The sequence below is a fragment of the Acidithiobacillus sp. TH-A36 genome (assembly GCF_057473445.1).
The window spans coordinates 1-15,755 of sequence record NZ_JBYCKP010000112.1 but is presented as its reverse complement, the minus strand read 5'-3'; the positions used below and the strand labels follow the sequence as shown (position 1 = coordinate 15,755).

At 52.8% G+C, this 15,755-nt stretch carries 16 protein-coding genes; 6 read left to right on the top strand and 10 right to left on the bottom strand.

The features are described from left to right. The 9 genes from purL to AC2VLY_RS03125 all read right to left on the bottom strand — a co-directional run. The coding region (gene purL / locus AC2VLY_RS03165) for a phosphoribosylformylglycinamidine synthase (protein ID WP_486921757.1) at positions 1-2,195 on the bottom strand (2,195 nt) is incomplete at its 3' end. A 46-nt stretch (positions 2,196-2,241) separates the two neighbouring features. Next, positions 2,242-2,952 (bottom strand): phosphoribosylaminoimidazolesuccinocarboxamide synthase, encoded by a 711-nt coding sequence (gene purC / locus AC2VLY_RS03160; protein ID WP_075323172.1) that lies wholly within the window; start codon positions 2,950-2,952, stop codon positions 2,242-2,244. Beyond that, the gene (gene purB / locus AC2VLY_RS03155; protein ID WP_486921756.1) at positions 2,949-4,256 is read right to left on the bottom strand and encodes an adenylosuccinate lyase; all 1,308 of its coding nucleotides are present in this window, start codon (positions 4,254-4,256) and stop codon (positions 2,949-2,951) included. Before purB ends, purC begins: the two co-directional genes overlap by 4 nt. Next, entirely contained in the window at positions 4,253-5,377 is a 1,125-nt protein-coding gene (gene bamC, locus AC2VLY_RS03150; RefSeq protein WP_486921755.1) for an NlpB/DapX family lipoprotein, read from the bottom strand. The genes purB and bamC overlap by 4 nt, the downstream gene beginning before the upstream one ends. A gap of 37 nt (positions 5,378-5,414) precedes the next feature. After that, positions 5,415-6,290 carry a 4-hydroxy-tetrahydrodipicolinate synthase gene (gene dapA / locus AC2VLY_RS03145; protein ID WP_486892362.1) on the bottom strand — a complete coding sequence of 292 codons (876 nt, stop codon included), beginning with the start codon at positions 6,288-6,290 and terminating at the stop codon, positions 5,415-5,417. Between the two features lie 108 nt (positions 6,291-6,398). Next, a complete protein-coding gene (locus AC2VLY_RS03140; protein ID WP_486921754.1) occupies positions 6,399-6,710 on the bottom strand; it encodes an Mpo1-like protein in 312 nt (103 codons plus the stop codon). 409 nt (positions 6,711-7,119) lie between these two features. Further along, the gene (locus AC2VLY_RS03135; RefSeq protein WP_193649518.1) at positions 7,120-7,734 is read right to left on the bottom strand and encodes a ferritin-like domain-containing protein; all 615 of its coding nucleotides are present in this window, start codon (positions 7,732-7,734) and stop codon (positions 7,120-7,122) included. Positions 7,735-7,828: 94 nt separating this feature from the next. Then, entirely contained in the window at positions 7,829-8,530 is a 702-nt protein-coding gene (locus AC2VLY_RS03130; RefSeq protein ID WP_300251226.1) for an anti-sigma factor, read from the bottom strand. Then, on the bottom strand, positions 8,517-9,068 hold the full coding sequence (locus AC2VLY_RS03125; RefSeq protein ID WP_300251224.1) for a sigma-70 family RNA polymerase sigma factor: 552 nt from the start codon (positions 9,066-9,068) through the stop codon (positions 8,517-8,519). Before AC2VLY_RS03125 ends, AC2VLY_RS03130 begins: the two co-directional genes overlap by 14 nt. A gap of 483 nt (positions 9,069-9,551) precedes the next feature. Here AC2VLY_RS03125 and AC2VLY_RS03120 point away from each other — a divergent pair, with 483 nt between their 5' ends. From AC2VLY_RS03120 to AC2VLY_RS03095, 6 genes are all read left to right on the top strand, one after another. Beyond that, positions 9,552-10,166 (top strand): cytochrome b/b6 domain-containing protein, encoded by a 615-nt coding sequence (locus tag AC2VLY_RS03120; protein WP_486892360.1) that lies wholly within the window; start codon positions 9,552-9,554, stop codon positions 10,164-10,166. 682 nt (positions 10,167-10,848) lie between these two features. Then, on the top strand, positions 10,849-12,462 hold the full coding sequence (locus AC2VLY_RS03115; RefSeq protein ID WP_486921753.1) for a hypothetical protein: 1,614 nt from the start codon (positions 10,849-10,851) through the stop codon (positions 12,460-12,462). Between the two features lie 159 nt (positions 12,463-12,621). Next, positions 12,622-13,431: a hypothetical protein gene (locus tag AC2VLY_RS03110; RefSeq protein ID WP_486921752.1), complete on the top strand. Its 810-nt coding sequence runs from the start codon at positions 12,622-12,624 to the stop codon at positions 13,429-13,431. Then, complete coding sequence (locus tag AC2VLY_RS03105; RefSeq protein WP_486892162.1) at positions 13,428-13,664, top strand: hypothetical protein; 237 nt, start codon at positions 13,428-13,430, stop codon at positions 13,662-13,664. Before AC2VLY_RS03110 ends, AC2VLY_RS03105 begins: the two co-directional genes overlap by 4 nt. Before the next feature lie 500 nt (positions 13,665-14,164). Continuing rightward, positions 14,165-14,821, top strand: coding sequence for a hypothetical protein (locus AC2VLY_RS03100; protein ID WP_486921751.1), 657 nt, complete (start codon positions 14,165-14,167; stop codon positions 14,819-14,821). A 114-nt stretch (positions 14,822-14,935) separates the two neighbouring features. Beyond that, complete coding sequence (locus AC2VLY_RS03095; protein ID WP_486921750.1) at positions 14,936-15,166, top strand: hypothetical protein; 231 nt, start codon at positions 14,936-14,938, stop codon at positions 15,164-15,166. A 47-nt stretch (positions 15,167-15,213) separates the two neighbouring features. Here the strand turns inward: AC2VLY_RS03095 and AC2VLY_RS03090 are convergent. After that, a partial coding sequence (locus tag AC2VLY_RS03090; protein ID WP_486921749.1) for a hypothetical protein occupies positions 15,214-15,755 on the bottom strand: 542 nt, incomplete at its 5' end.

Below are 15,755 nucleotides of genomic sequence, written 5' to 3'. Positions count from 1 at the left end.
TCCAGTGCCCGCACATCTGCCGCCCAAAGATTGGTCAGTGCTTCAGCAATGGCCAGGCGCGCACTGGCTACGGGGTTCAGAACCGCCACTGGCGCCCTTTCGCCAATGGCCATCGCCTCACCATGGGTATTCCAGAAATCCGCTGCGGTCACCCCACAGTCAGCAACCGGCACCTGCCAGGGACCGACCATCTGATCGCGGTGAATCAGGCCGCCCACGCTCCGGTCGCCAATGGTAATCAGGAACTCCTTACTGGCTACTGAGGGATGACGGAGCACCGCGTAGGCAGCATCGCGCAGAACGGCTCCAGACAGGTCCAGAGATTGGGTCTGAACCATCTGATGCCGACTATCTCTGTCCATGCGCGGCGGACAACCCAGTAACGCACTGAGCGCCATATCTACAGGCGTATTCTGCAGGAGCGCATCTTCGACCAGAAGAATATCTTCATCCACAGCCTCGCCCAGTACGGCGTAGGGGCAACGCTCACGCTGGCAAATGGCCTCGAAGCGCGGCAAATCCTCCGGAGTAACCGCCAACACATAGCGCTCCTGCGCTTCATTACTCCAGATTTGCATGGGCGACATGGCGGGTTCTTCATTAGGTACCATGCGCAACTGCAGGCGCCCGCCCCGCCCCCCATCATGTAACAACTCGGGAACCGCGTTGGATAATCCCCCAGCGCCCACATCATGAATGGAGAGGATGGGGGAATCTCGGCCCAGAGCCACGCAGCGTTCAATCACTTCCTGGGCCCGCCGTTGCATTTCGGGATTACCCCGTTGCACCGAGGCAAAATCCAGTTGTTCATCGCCCGATCCGCTGGCCACACTGGAAGCTGCGCCACCACCCAGACCGATGAGCATGGCCGGGCCACCAATCACCAGGACTTTCGCGCCTATCGGCAAAGGCTGCTTTTCCACCATCTGCGGGCGGATTTGCCCCAGCCCTCCGGCCAGCATGATGGGCTTGTGGTAACCGCGATGCACCCCATTGTGATCACACTCAAAAACCCGGAAGTAGCCGGCAATGGCCGGACGTCCAAATTCATTGTTGAAAGCAGCCGCACCCAGCGGTCCATCGCGCATGATTTCCAGGGCGGAACGAATACGCACAGGCTTGCCATAAAAAGACTGTTCCCAGGACTGGATATAACCCGGAATACGGAGATGAGATACCGAGAACCCGGTCAGACCCGCCTTGGGTTTGCCACCCCGCCCCGTGGCCCCTTCATCCCGAATTTCCCCACCACTGCCCGTGGCCGCGCCCGGGAAGGGAGAAATGGCCGTTGGATGATTGTGGGTTTCCACCTTCATCAAAATGGCGGTGTTTTCTTGCGTTAGCCGATATTGACCATCTGCGGCCACGGCAAAGGGCTGACTGGTCATGATACTCGCCATGACTGCTGCATTGTCCTTGTAGGCAGATAAAGTGCCTTGCGGAGTCAGGCGATGGGTTTCACGGATCATGCCAAACAGACTCTGGGACTGATTTTCGCCATCCAGATGGTAGTGGGCGTTAAATACCTTATGGCGACAATGCTCGGAATTCGCCTGGGCAAACATCATCAGTTCGGCATCACTGGGGTCTCTGCCCAGATCTGAAAAATAATCCTTCAGGTAATCCAGCTCAGCAGAAGACAACGCCAGTCCCATGCTGCGATTGGCTTCAGTCAAGGCCGTCACGCCCTCCGCCTGCAGCGCCACCCGCCGCAAATGTGCCGGCTCGGGGTGCTTGAAAATAGCCTCGGCTGCATCCCAGTCAGAAAGCACAGATTCGGTCATGGGATCATGAAGCTGCCGGCGGATTTGCTCCATTTCTGTCTTACTGAAAGTACCTGATCCGGCACGCTTCAGCGTATAGGACACACCGCGCTCGACCCTGCGGACGTTGCCAAGCCCGCAATGCCGGAAAATTTCGCTGGCTTTGCTCGACCAGGGAGAAATGGTACCCAGGCGCGGCAATACGCAAATCTCCTGAATTTCATCCCGGGACTCTTCGGTAAATGGCGTTCCATAGCGCAGCAGAGCAGTGACCACACCAGTTTGTTCGGCGTTGAGAGCTTCACTCAGCTCAAGCAGATGCACAAAGCGCGCATTCAGATAAGCAACCGGAAGGTCGGCTTCTTGCAGGAGTTTCAGCAGATGTTGCAGACGAAAGGCAGAAAGGGCCGCAGAGCCGCGCAGCAGCAGCATGAAGTGTTTCCTCGCTCAAAAATCAGACCTGGAACCGACAATAAACTTAAAGGGGCACACCCAGACGTTGGGCCACTTCCAGATAGGCTTCCACCACCCCGCCGAGATTACGCCGGAAGCGATCCTTATCCATTTTTTCCAGACTTTGGGCATCCCATAAGCGACAACCGTCGGGGCTGAATTCATCACCCAGATATAATTCGCCGTGAAAACGTCCAAATTCCAGCTTGAAATCCACCAGAATCAGGTTGGCCTTGGCAAATAAAGCTTTCAACAGGGTATTTACACGCATGGTCCAGCGCCGCATGGCTTCCACCTCTTCTGCACTGGCCCAGCCAAAAGTGCGAATATGTGCGGTGTTGATCATGGGATCATGCAAGGCATCATTTTTCAGAAAAAACTCCAGGGTCGGGGGCTCCAGTATCCGCCCTTCCTCAATACCCAGGCGCTTCGTTAAAGAGCCTGCGGCACGATTGCGAACCACGCATTCCACCGGAATCATTTCCAGACGGCGCACCAGACTTTCGCGTGCATCCAGACGCCGGATAAAATGGGTCGGTACACCCTCGGATTGCAGGTACTCCATGATAAAAGCATTGAAAGCATTATTGACCTCGCCCTTGCGGGCAAGCTGCTCGACTTTTTCTCCATCAAAAGCCGAAGTGTCATCCTTGAAGTGCAGGATCAGCTCATCTTCCACGCTGCTGGCATAAACAATTTTGGCCTTGCCTTCGTACAATGCCTGACGTTCACTCATTGCGGCTGTCCTTTCGGGAAGACCCGCGCGAAGATGCGATCAATGTTGCGGGTGTGGTAAGCAAGATCAAACAGTTCCGCCAGATCCTTTTCCTGCAGATACTGCGAAACATCTGGATCGGCAGCCAGCAGCGCCTTGAAATCGGCATTATTTTCCCAGACCTGCATGGCATTGCGCTGGACGACACGGTAAGCATTTTCCCGCAACATGCCCTTGGCCGTCAAAGCCAGCAATACCCGTTGAGAGAAAATCAGACCATGCATTTTATTCAGGTTATCCATCATATGCTGAGGATAAACCACCAGTTTTTCCAGCAACCCACTGGCCCGATGGAACATGAAATCCATGACAATGCAGGCGTCCGGACCAATAACCCGCTCCACGCTGGAATGGGAAATATCCCGCTCATGCCAGAGGGCAATGTCTTCCAGCGCCATGCCGGCATAGCCGCGCAGCAGGCGCGCCAAGCCGGTAAGATTTTCGGAAAGAATCGGATTGCGCTTGTGCGGCATGGCAGAACTGCCCTTCTGCCCCGCCGTAAACGGTTCTTCGGCTTCCAGTACTTCCGTACGCTGCAGATGCCGAATTTCCACCGCGATTTTCTCGATGGAACCGGCGATGATGGCGAGGGTACTGAAAAACTCGGCATGACGATCTCTGGAGATCACCTGGGTGCTGGCCAGCTCTGGATGAAGGCCCAAATCATGACAGACGTCTTCTTCAATATCCGGATCAATATTGGCAAAAGTACCCACTGCTCCGGACAGCATTCCCGCAGAAACTGCCGCAATGGCACGCTGCAGACGCTGGTGATTACGCTGCGCCTCGGCATACCAGACGGCCACTTTCAGACCAAAAGTAATGGGCTCGGCATGAATGCCGTGGGAACGGCCCATCATGACCGTATCCTTGTATTTCCAGGCCAGTTGCTCCAGCGCGGCGCGAATCCGATCCATGCCTTTCAGAAGCAGTTCACCGGAGCGTTTGAGCTGCAAGCCGAACCCCGTATCCACTACATCTGAAGAAGTGAGTCCCACGTGAATAAAGCGACTGGAAGGCCCCACAAATTCTGCCACAGATGTCAAAAATGCAATGACGTCATGTTTCACTTCCAGCTCGATTTCAGCAATGCGGGCACTGTCAAAAGCCGCCTTTGCTTCAATTTCTGCCAGGGCCTCGGCCGGAATCCCGCCACGCGCAGCCAGCGCGCGGCAGGCGGCCAGCTCGACATCCAGCCACGCCTGATATTTAGCGTCCTGAGTCCATAAAGCACCCATTTCCGGGCGCGTATAACGCTCAATCATGCATTACCCCCGGATTGCGGGGTCAGGGCCGTCTGCAACTTGTTGAGCACTTCCACCGACCACTTGGGTGCAGTCTTACCCACCCCCTGCCCGGTTTCCAGGACGCTACCAGAGTTGTCTTTCATGGCCAGCAGGCGGACCCGCACCGAGGCCGGCTCCTGATCTTTCGGGCTGCTCCAGATAGCCTTGATGTTATCCCAGGTACGGTTCAGAATCCCGCCCACAAAACCCTGCTTTTGCTGGGTCTTCTTGCCGTCTTTATGAATCATCACCGACCAATCCCCCATTCCTTCGCTGCGGACCGGATAACCCAGGCCCTGCAGGGCCACCTCAACAGCGGGTTGGGCTTTGGCAGGAACCGCATTCAGAACCAGATAAGGACCTCCATCATCGCGATATCGCGTCACCTTGATTTTGGGCATTTCTGCCAGCAGCACCGACTGGTTCAGACGCTTCTGCACTGCCTGCAGCAAGTCGCGATTATGATCGGCATCGGCAGGGACCTTTTTCCATTCCACCGAACTGCCCTGGGGGTTATTCCAGTAACGCTCCTGCTGGATACTCAAAACCTGGTTGCCATCGGTGGCGGTCTGCAAATGAAAAGCGTAGCGTTCCCGATGTGAAGGCGCCAGGGTATTGCCGAAAAAGGCCGCAATACCGGTACGGAAATTATGCCAGCCAGTCACCAGTTCACCCTGCTCGGGTGCAAATTTTTCTACAGGGGTCTTGTTGGCTGCCAGTGTTTCCTTGACTGCAGTCCATATCTGCGCAGGTTTAGCCTGCGTCGTCAGGCTCAGATCTGCACCAGTACCGACAATTTGCGAACTGACCCCGGCCAGCGGTTTTTCTTCTAGGGGCTTTTGGCCGGGCGCTTCACGCGGCTGGAAAACCCCATATCCGCCCATGGTGCTATCCGACACGGCAGCGGGATTCACGGGTCCTCCTGGAATAGTCACCCCCGGTGCCGGTACCTGAGCCAGCAGGTCCGGCGGAACGGCTAAGGGTTTCATCACCTGCGAATCTTCATATTTCGGACCCGTACTGGTATGCAGGAAAGGAATATACGAACACCCTCCCAAACCCAGACTGGTAACTACGGCAAGAGCAACATAACGGCGCATGCAAAACCCCACTAAACGCGACAGAGCGCGAAAAAAATCAAAGACAATGCGCTGCGCGCAAACTGCTGCGCAGACGCTCGTGATACATTCCGGACAACGGGGTCAAGGGCAATCGCAACGCGGGTCCCATTCGTCCCATTTCCTGCAAGGCCCATTTCACCGGGATGGGATTGGACTCTACAAACAAGTCACGATGCAGACCCACCAACTGCGCGTTGACCGCTCTGGCGGCCACAAAGTCCCCTGCCAGCGCCAGATTGCACATTTCAGCCATCAGGCGCGGGGCCACATTGGCCGTCACGGAAATCACACCCTTGGCCCCCAAAGACATGGCCGCCAAGGCCGCCGCATCATCTCCGGTATACACTTCAACCTGATCACCACACTGATGGAGGATTTCGGCCACTCGCTCGACTTTGCCACTGGCTTCCTTGATACCCACCACGCAGGCGCGCGGGGCCAGGCGGGCCACAGTTTCCGGCAGGATGTCCCCCGCCGTACGGCCGGGCACATTATAAAGTATCATAGGGAAGTGGCAGGCCTCGGCAATAGCCGTATAGTGCTGGAAAAGCCCTTCCTGAGTCGGTTTGTTATAGTAAGGAGAAACCAGAAGGGCCGCATCTGCCTTGGCTTCCATGGCCGCTTTGGTCAGGCTGATGGCTTCATGGGTGGCATTGGCACCGGTTCCGGCAATGACGGGTATCCGCCCCCTGACCTGCTCAACGACGCTACGAATCACCGTAACATGTTCTTTCATTTCCAGAGTGGCAGACTCGCCGGTGGTACCCACCGCTACCAGCGCATGCGTGCCTTCACTGATATGCCACTCCACTAGATCCCGCAATGCCCTATCGTCCACGGCGCCATCTGCGCGCATGGGCGTCACCAAAGCTACCATACTGCCGTGAAACATGATTTTTATGCTCCCGCTCTTACGCGTTCCATTTCTGCATGGGATGGTACTTGCCCGACAGAGGGCTGGCAAGGAGCGGCATTCGGAGAATGTTGCTCCTCCTGTGCACTACAGCGTCCGCTTCCCGGTAACAATTTCCCACCATAGCCGCCAATCGCCCATGAAACTGAACAGAGGGTACCTGAAGGTAGCAGGCTTATTGTGCTCGAAGAAGAAATGGCCGATCCAGGCTAGCAAGTAACCTTGCAATGGAGCAACAGGCAACAACCACCATATCCCTGAACCGATCGCGGTAAGTATGAGAGCCAGAGCCATACTCGTACCAGTGAAGTGCAGTCTTCTAGACACAGTGTTCTCATGCTCACTCAAATATAAACAGTAGAACTCACTAAAAGTCTTGTACCGCTCCAATCTGCTCATACCAAAATCCCGGGCGACCACAACCAATCATACCCTAGCACTCTGCAGCAAAAATTGTACACTGACGTACGCAAAAAACCTATCCGTTGTTAATTGAAGTAATTTTGACTACATATTTTGAACATGATTGATCGGAACATATCCCGGCAAACCATAGTTCACCATTACCGATTATCATTCCTTGATAATTCCCCCACAATTTTCCATAAGACTGCTGCTTAATCGCGCTTACCACTTTATCTGTGAATAATGATGCTGTTTAACACTTGGCTATCTATATTGGCCTCTTAACTCGGTTTTCTGTTCCACCGGCCTCAGTAGCCAATTTCAGACGTTTTTCAAGGCACATTAAAAAATGCCTGCATCGCTATGCAAGCGATGCAGGCTGCTGCGATGGAGTTATGGAACGTTAACTGGGCATGGCGGAGATAAAAGCCGCTGGAACGGGGAATTCTCCAAGGGCACTGCGCAACACCGCAAAATGCATGGCTTCATCCCCTTCAATATTGGCTGCTGCATGGGCCAGTTCCGGATTACTGAACTCGGGTACTGTTCCCAGATAGGCCTTGGCAGCACCAACTTCCAGACCGGCAGCAAAATGCAGAACATCATTCTGGGTTTTCAGCTTGTCCAGAGGAAATCCCCACTTACTGGCCAGCTCGGTCATCGGCGCTTTTAGAGAAACTTTCGGAGCAACCGGAGTTCCACCCAGCTTTTTGATGGTTTCGGCAAGAATAGCTGCATGGGCTTCATGATCTGCCTGAAATGAAAGAGCTACTTTAAGCAATGCCGGGTCCAGCAACTTGCTTTCGGCCCCGACCTGATAAGCTGCAATAGCCTGATGTTCGGCATTCAGGGCAAAGTTCAGCAAATATAAATCATGTTTCGGGCCTTTGGGCATGGCAGCCGCTTCCGCCAGAGCTGGCATGGTTAAACTACTGACCGCAGCCAGTCCCAGCCCAAACAATGCACTTTTCTTGAAAAAATCCCGACGATCCAAACCTTGATTTTCCATTTCTTTCATGACGTTCTCCTGAGCAGGTGACAGCAATATTGCCATCCTCAACTAAATACGCATTCGCTCCATGCTTGGATGCAATAAGATGATTTTTGCAGACTCAACTACTTAAATGCGTCGATAGAATATCTGCCTTATACAATACGGCCGTAGTAGGCTGGCCCGTTGGCGAACCGCCTTCTGGCTCCATGGTCACCGCAATCAGGGCAACCGAGCGCATATCCAGATGGTCTGGAGTCACCAATATCGGTGTGCGCCCTGGATGGGTCGGCAATAACCCCATGGATATGGGCTTTTTACCCGGAACAATGGCCCAGAGCTGCAAGGATTTATCGGCAGGCAAAGACATGCTGCGCATGGTCACCAAGGCCATGTGATGATCATTGGCCCGCAGCATCCACACCGCCTGACCCGATGTATTGTTTAGCACCGCCATATAGGGCATACGCGGTGGTGCTGGCCAGAGCAGCAGAAGAACCAGCGCCAGCGCCAGACCGGCCGACATGGCGCGCCACAGCCCCAGTTTCTGCCACCAGGAAACATGGCGGGCTGTAACTGCGTCAGCGGTTCGCGCTGGCAATTCTGCTACTACCCCTTGCCAGACCGAACGCGGAGGGGCGATGGGTGGCTCCTGCAGACTGTAGGGCATCAAGGTGTCCTCCCACTCTGCCACCCGAGCAGCCAACCAGGGACGAGAGCGCAGCATGCGGGCAAAACGCAGCCGTGCCCGCCCGTGCAAGGTCCCCAGTACATAGGAACCCGCGAGCAGGTCCGCAAGCTTTGGCCACTTATTCAGATTCATGATGCAAACAGTCTCTCAAACTTAAAAGTCCCCGACGAATCCAGCTTTTGACCGTACCCAACGCTTCACCAGCAAAGCGCGCCACTTCGTCGTAACTGGCTGCGCGATAAAAAGCCTGGGAAATAGCCTGCCTTTGATCGCTGGGAAGTCGTTCCAGACAATCCAATAAAAGTTGCTTTTCCGAAGCCATCCGGGGGTCAGCAGTAAATTCCTGCTCTCCCCACTGCTCCCAGTTTTCGTCTTCCCAACCTGGCTGATCTTTGGGAAGCCGTCTCAATTCATCAATAGCCTGGTAGCGGACAATGGCCGCTGCCCAAGCCATGGGAGCGCCCCGGCCCGCCTGGTATTCTCCCGCCTTTAACCAGATTTTCACAAATGCATCCTGTAAACAATCGGCCGCACGGCCCTGCTCTCTTAAAATACGCAAAGCAACGGGAAACAGATGCGCAGCCGTAGCATCGTAAAAATCACGGAAGGCTTGCTGATCAGCAAGCGCCACTTTCTGCAGGAGTTTTTCCAGTTCGGCGACTTCAGGCACGGGTTATCACCGTAACCTGATAAACAAAAATTTACATTTTACATCTCGATTCATGGGACAACACACCTTAATCTGCATTTCACAGGCAAAAGCATAGCGCAAAAACTTCCTGCTTAGCCATGTTAAAAAGGCTTCCTCCAGTGGAAAGCAGGACCATGGGTAGTAAGACCATGAACAACAAGGGCTTTACAAGCTGGAACGTTGAGATCCTCAGCATTAGGCGTTACCCCAAGCTTACCATAGGCGTCCATATTCCGGTTGATTTCAGCCAATCACGGCGATTCATCAATTTTTTCATGAACTGATTCTCCATCTCAGTGTTTAAGGTAAAAACTACAACTCACTGTTAAGATTATGAAGTATTTTTACATCTGGATGCAGCACCCAGGATTGCCTTTATTTTTGCATCTTTTTATGGATGACCTGCGTACTTGTATAGTGAACATCAATCATATATGAGCGTTACCCTATAGAGGAATATCCATGCCTTCTTCTCATCTGGACGTAAAACAGAGCCCATCAGATGACAGCTGGCCCAATATCGCCAAACTGCTACATTTTTTCCTGCTTTCCGCCGTCACTTTCCAAATGATCACGGGATTCATGGGATGGTTATATGGATGGTTTCCCTTTGAGTGGCATGTCATCGTGGGGCAGATACTGATCGTGGTCCTTCTTTTGCAATGGGGTTGGCTGATGTTGAGCCGCAGTGGACGCATTACGTTGCGTTATTTGTTTCCCCTGAATCCCGTCGGATTAAGAGTAATTTTCCAAGACATCAGGGGACTATCTCAAGGGTTTTTGGCGCCTCCCGGCCCACGCGCAGGACTGCCTGGATTGATGCACGGAGTATTTCTTGTCTCGGTCACTCTGGTTGCCACTGCTGGTCTGACACTCTTAGGCGGGTTTCGCGGGTGGTGGTCCGGAATTCCATTTGGATGGTTATTGGACATCCTTCGTTGGGGGGCTGTTGCAATTGCTTTGCAGTGGATTGGGCACGTCGGGATGGTGTTCCTGCATGTTCTTGCAGGTGACCCACTCTGGAATATGTTTAAGCTACGTTTAGCACATAAAGGATGCGCCCCAAAAAACAAATGACAGGACGTTATGTTTAGAGTTGGCGGTAGTTTGGGTTCCTAATGTGTGTCAAACAGCGCCTGAGATTTGTCAGTTTTCAGCACAAAACAGAGTCAATACGAGGCGCTTTACCCACAACCTGATCCATATTCCGAAAATTATTTATACCTATCAGTGGTTAATATTTATTCTTCACGAAATTGTGCGCTAAAAGTGTGATACTGACGTATGGTAAAACAATGACGCCGTTTAACACATCTTGCTCAGGTTGGCAGATGATAGCTTACTATGACAGCAATTTAATAAATTTAATTGCCATATCAAAATAATCTATGGTGCTCCCAAGGGAACACGAATTTAACCCCGCTTTTATAGACCTACGATCCATCTCTATCAAGCATCGCAAACGGTCCATCTGAAGAAAACCCTTTTGGGCAAAAAAACTGCCGACTCTACATATAGCCGATTATATGTAGAGAAGCCCAAAAATCGTCTTTAACGTAATGAATCTATTAACGAAATTCGGCACACCCCAAACTGGAACACATTAGATAGCATATATTTAACAAAAACTGCCATAAACTGCTCGAAGCCGACGACGTTTTTCGATTGTTTTTTTCCCAAAAAGCCACGGCATTTGCCAATCCATAGATTTTGTCCAGCCCCTTGTGTTTGGTACTCACTCAATACAAGGAGATTGGTCATGAAGGCACTACAAATCGTTGCAGCGGCTCTGGGGAAAAGCCTGGGGGGTATTCGGGTCGAAGTGGACCCCAATGCGTCCACGGCCTACACCAACGGAAAGCGGGTTGTTCTCCCCGTGCTTCCGGTTCTGGCAGAAGAGGAAAGGGCCGATGTCACACTCGGCTTGGTGTGCCATGAATCCTTCCATATCCGAGATACCTATCTCGGTGGAATGCTCAAAGGTATGCCGCCGGAAGGAATGGCCCTCACAGCCCTCAAGAAACGCCTCCAGAACGCTCTGGAAGATGCGCGGATAGAGAATCGGGGGTTCAAGCGGTACCCCGGCTCCAGGAAGTTTCTGGACGCACTGGTGACGTTTGCCATTCGTGAGGGCTGGTTTTGCAATCCTTCGCGGATGACAAAGCCAGGTAATCTGGTTTTGTTCGGATTGCTGTTTCATTACCGGGCGCACTTTCTGGGGCAGCACGCTTTGGATGCCATCGCGGATGCCTGGGAGAAAAAGGCCATCAAAACTTTTGGGCAGGATCTCTGGGATAGGATGGTGGCCATTGCTGACAAGGCTGTGGTCGGCAGTGGTCCAGAGGCTCCCTGGTATGCAGCGGATGAAATATGCCGCTTGCTGGCCGGGGAAAACGAGGAAAATGGTGAAGACGGGGAAAATAAACCATCCCAGTCTGAATCACAGCAGGATTCTGGAGAATCCTCTGGTGATAGCTCCAGTTCGGATGCAAATCAGGATCCCCGGAAAATGGCAGCGAAACAGGCTGCAGAATCCGGGGATCCTGATCTCGATCAGACAGATCTGGCAGAAATGCTCCCGGCTGATGCTACCCAGAATCATGACGCTTACGACGCACCATTGGAAAAATGTCATGTCCAACCGGCAAAGGACAACGAATATGCTTCATATTTGGATTTGTCCAAGGATGAAGCCAAACGGGTGTACCGTAAGGTAGCAGGTCCGTTGGAAGCTAAACTTTGGGCCAAGGCGCAAGAGGAGGAATGGGTATCACGCACCGGAACAGCGGGTGTGGTGTCCAGCTCCCTGTATAACGTCCAGACTACCGGGCGCGTATTCAGGAATCGTGTGGACGGCGACAGTCGGTCCATGACGGTTCATCTCCTGCTGGATGCCAGCGGTAGCATGGGGGCTGTGAATAAAAGTGATGAGAGCAACTACTGGGCTAATGCCGGGGCTTTTGCTCTGGTACAGCTTTTCAGTGCGTTGGGGATCGAGTGGTCCGTATCCTGGTTTGACGATGAGTATTACCCAGGAAGGACGTACTCCAGTGCGCCGCTGTCTCCCAAAGATCCCTGGCTAGTTGTCGCTGGCGGATATACGGAACTCCCTAAGGCGATGTCCGAGGCGGGTAAGCAGCTTATCTGCGAGGCCGAAACGGATCGTAAGCTGTTGCTGGTTCTTACCGACGGCGGAGCAAAAGAGTCTGACACAAAGACCATCGACGATGCCCTGATGAATCAAGGTATTGAAGTCCGGTATGTCTTAATTGGGGCACTGCAGGGCTTCGGCTTTGCCAAGGACCGTGTATCTCACGGGGAAATGCAGAACACGGCCACGGCCATGATCGGTGCGTTCCGGACTTTTGCCTGATCTCTCTCAGGGATTTTTGATTCTACCCCACCCCACAGCTTCGGCTTTGGGGTTTTTCTTTGCCCATCGACTGCCTATCCATACTTTTTGTCCAGCCTCTTATCTCCGGAACGAAAGCTGAACATGGGGTTCGGCGGTTTTTTCAAAAGGAGATTTGCCATGAGTGATCGTTATTACGGTGAAGTTGTGTTTCCGGTGTGGGCCGTTAAGTACATTCCGGGTCTGAAAGATGACTCTGGTCTGGAGTCGCTTGCAGACAGCAAAATTATGTCATTTGCGGAAGACGAGGCCAGGGATGGTGTTCCTTGGGTTTGCGATGAATTTGACAAGTTAAGCATTCCATATAATCGTTCGTCTGAGGAATACTACGAATATCGCAGAGAAACCAAGTATTTGCGTTTCCGCAAGGGAGGCAGGACCGATGCACTGTTCGTGACCGATGGGGATGAACTGGTGGAAGCCAGGGATATTCTGAACATGATTCAGGAAGGCAAATTCTTGTCGGATGTGCGTGACTGGTGCCAGAAAACGCTGGACCAGATCGCTCCACTTACCCCGACTATCGAAGATATTTCCGAAGCGGATTATCTGGCCTGGGTAAAGGAAAAAGCCTGGGTGTTCCAGAGAAGCGTTCAGGAACTTCGGGAAGGCCGGAGAGAGGCCGTAGGGGATCCTTATGTCTTGCCGGATTCCGGACTGGATGTGGGGGCTGTGACCATAGACGGGCTATCCGGGCTTTTGGTGACACGTCCGGTAGTCATGGGGCGTGTGGTGACGGGGGAGATGCTCGACCAGGCAGAGAGTCGCTTCAGAAGCGACGAATGTCGGTTCTTCAGGATGGGCAGTTCTTATGGTCCGGTCGGTGCTTTTGTGCCGTTCAGGGTGGATAAGAAGCCCATCGCCAATCTCACCATCACGGTGACAGAGTGGCTGGAAGTGATGACCGGAAATCGGAAGGAGGCTGTATGAAATGGGATCTGAGTAACTGGAAACCAAGTTGTGAGCAGGCGAAGCATCTGGCAGGCAGCTTCCGGATTGCCGGAATTGCTTTTTTTGCGAATGGAGTTTGGCCTGTTGCACATGCTATTATTGTAGGCAAAGACACCGGATTTGTTCCACACCTTGCCGTTTGTGTAGGCTTTATTGATTGGGTAGGCTTTGAAATTATGGGTTATCTGATTCTTGGTAAAGGAGGATGCTAATTATGTCAGCACTGGATTGGTATGAGTTAGTCGTTTCCTTTAGTGGATTCATTATAGCAGGAACCATGATTTACCTGTTGACCAAAAAGGGCAATAAGCACTGATCTGCCTGCTTTTCTAACTAACCCCCACCCCAACGCTTCGGCTTTGGGGTTTTTCTTTGGGCGTCGCGCAAAATGAAAGCCCGCTGTTCACACCTGGGCGGGTGTCCGCTGCCCTCGAACAGTGAGGGGAATCTTTACTCACAGCCAGCCCTTGCAACGGAACCTGGAACTGACTGTCCTTGACTGGCCGAAGATTTAAGAAAACCCCAAGGCAGGGAAGGAGATCACATCCCAACGTGAGGGGGATGCTCTTTGGCCTGTCTCAAAAATAGCGGATACGCCGGGGGGAATCAAGAGACTGCGCTTCCATACTTTTTGTCCACCCACTTATTTGCGGAATTCATCGAACATCCCGTTCGGATTCTTTTTTTATTGCTTCTCAAAAGGAGATTCATCATGTATCAGCACAATACAGTGGCAGGCGCATTCATCTTGGTAAACGACGAAGTGACCAATAAGGCTTTAGCTACGGTCAAATCGGAAATTGGGGATGCCGCCTGGAAAAAAGGCTATGCAGAGGAACAGGCGAAGCTGGTCCGCGAACATCTGAAAGCGGCCAAGGCACCTTTCAAGTTCAAATTCACCGGGAAACTGGTTGGCGTTTCCACCAAGGAAACGAAGGACAAAGAAGGCAACACCTATCGCAAGATTCGTGTAGATCTGGCGGATTCAAGTGGCACCGTCACAATCCTCTCTCTGGATGTTGGTACGGAGTTTGGTGAAAGTCTCGTCCCAAAAATCGGTTCTGCCGTCATGCAGTTGGGTCTTGGATGTATGGTTTCTCTGTCGGCCTTTCCGGTCGAAGAGGAACGAGCTGATGGGCGCAAGTTCATCAATTTCAAGGCGTCCGTTAAGGATGCAGATGGTCATGAGGTGAAGGCTACCAAGCCCCACTTCAAAATTGCCTCTGACAAGGCACGTACTGCGGTTGAGGCTCTGAAGGGTGCAGGGATCAAAGATCCCAAAACCCTCAATGCAGCGCGTAATGCGGCTAAAGGGGAATACTTCTGGGATCTCGCTCAGAAAGTTCGGTCTGCGGCTGCTGCTGCGTAATTTTTACTCTACCCCACCCCACTGCTTCGGCTTTGGGGTTTTTCTTTGCCTGCCCTTCCATACTTTTTGTCCAGCCTCTTGTTGTTGGTACTCACACTCAACAAGGAGATTACGATGAAAGTATTGGTCAGCTTATCAGGTGGTTTGGTCCAGGCCGTCTATGTCGATGACGAAGCAGACAGGAAAGGCGTTGAGGTAGTCATTGCCGACTACGATGTTGAAGGCTCAGATATGGAGCCCGTAAAGGATCCAGAAGGTGAGGACGTGCTGGTCTGGCGGCAAATAGCTATTGCCGGATCCCCGTTTGCAGAAAAGTTGTTAGAGATCGAAGAACAACTGCCCTAACCATACCCAAACCCCTTTGCTTCGGCATCGGGGTTTTTCTTTGCCTGCTAATCTGCAGGGCGGTTGTATTTCAGGGATTGAGGGTAGAACGGTCCCTTGGGTATCGCATCGCGCAAGGATGCACGCTCTTCCTTCAGATCGCGGGCGTAGCTTTCTGCGTGGGTCAGCGATCTGGCCAGGTAATTCCACTGATGCACAATCAAGCGGCGGTGCTCGATCAAATCCTGCATCCGGACTAGAGATTCCCGCGTTTGCTCAACACCGAGCCCCCACCCGCCTTTGCTCTTCGCTTTGCGGGAAAGCCCCTTTAACGGCAGAACCGTATAAAACCAGCGGTATCCACCGGAAAAGTGGCGCATGAGCCAGCGCACCATCAAGGGCTGCAGCGCACCGTTCACACGGCCTTTCCGACGATCCCAGAACAATCCGATCTTTTCGTTACTCTTGGGCTGATAACTGTCCAATATCCGGCCATGAAGCGCCAATGTCTCGTCGATCTCACCTAACAGGCGGATTGTCCGTGTGAGCTGGGTATGGAGATATTGCGTCATATTTTGGTCGCTTCCGGCTGGAATCGGAGCGCGGGTGG

Coding starts and splice junctions, on each gene's coding strand:
- purC (WP_075323172.1), bottom strand. CDS start 2,952: ATGAGTGAACGTCAGGCATTGTACGAAGGCAAGGCCAAAATTGTTTAT.
- purB (WP_486921756.1), bottom strand. CDS start 4,256: ATGATTGAGCGTTATACGCGCCCGGAAATGGGTGCTTTATGGACTCAG.
- bamC (WP_486921755.1), bottom strand. CDS start 5,377: ATGCGCCGTTATGTTGCTCTTGCCGTAGTTACCAGTCTGGGTTTGGGA.
- dapA (WP_486892362.1), bottom strand. CDS start 6,290: ATGTTTCACGGCAGTATGGTAGCTTTGGTGACGCCCATGCGCGCAGAT.
- AC2VLY_RS03140 (WP_486921754.1), bottom strand. CDS start 6,710: ATGAGCAGATTGGAGCGGTACAAGACTTTTAGTGAGTTCTACTGTTTA.
- AC2VLY_RS03135 (WP_193649518.1), bottom strand. CDS start 7,734: ATGAAAGAAATGGAAAATCAAGGTTTGGATCGTCGGGATTTTTTCAAG.
- AC2VLY_RS03130 (WP_300251226.1), bottom strand. CDS start 8,530: ATGAATCTGAATAAGTGGCCAAAGCTTGCGGACCTGCTCGCGGGTTCC.
- AC2VLY_RS03120 (WP_486892360.1), top strand. CDS start 9,552: ATGCCTTCTTCTCATCTGGACGTAAAACAGAGCCCATCAGATGACAGC.
- AC2VLY_RS03115 (WP_486921753.1), top strand. CDS start 10,849: ATGAAGGCACTACAAATCGTTGCAGCGGCTCTGGGGAAAAGCCTGGGG.
- AC2VLY_RS03110 (WP_486921752.1), top strand. CDS start 12,622: ATGAGTGATCGTTATTACGGTGAAGTTGTGTTTCCGGTGTGGGCCGTT.
- AC2VLY_RS03105 (WP_486892162.1), top strand. CDS start 13,428: ATGAAATGGGATCTGAGTAACTGGAAACCAAGTTGTGAGCAGGCGAAG.
- AC2VLY_RS03100 (WP_486921751.1), top strand. CDS start 14,165: ATGTATCAGCACAATACAGTGGCAGGCGCATTCATCTTGGTAAACGAC.
- AC2VLY_RS03095 (WP_486921750.1), top strand. CDS start 14,936: ATGAAAGTATTGGTCAGCTTATCAGGTGGTTTGGTCCAGGCCGTCTAT.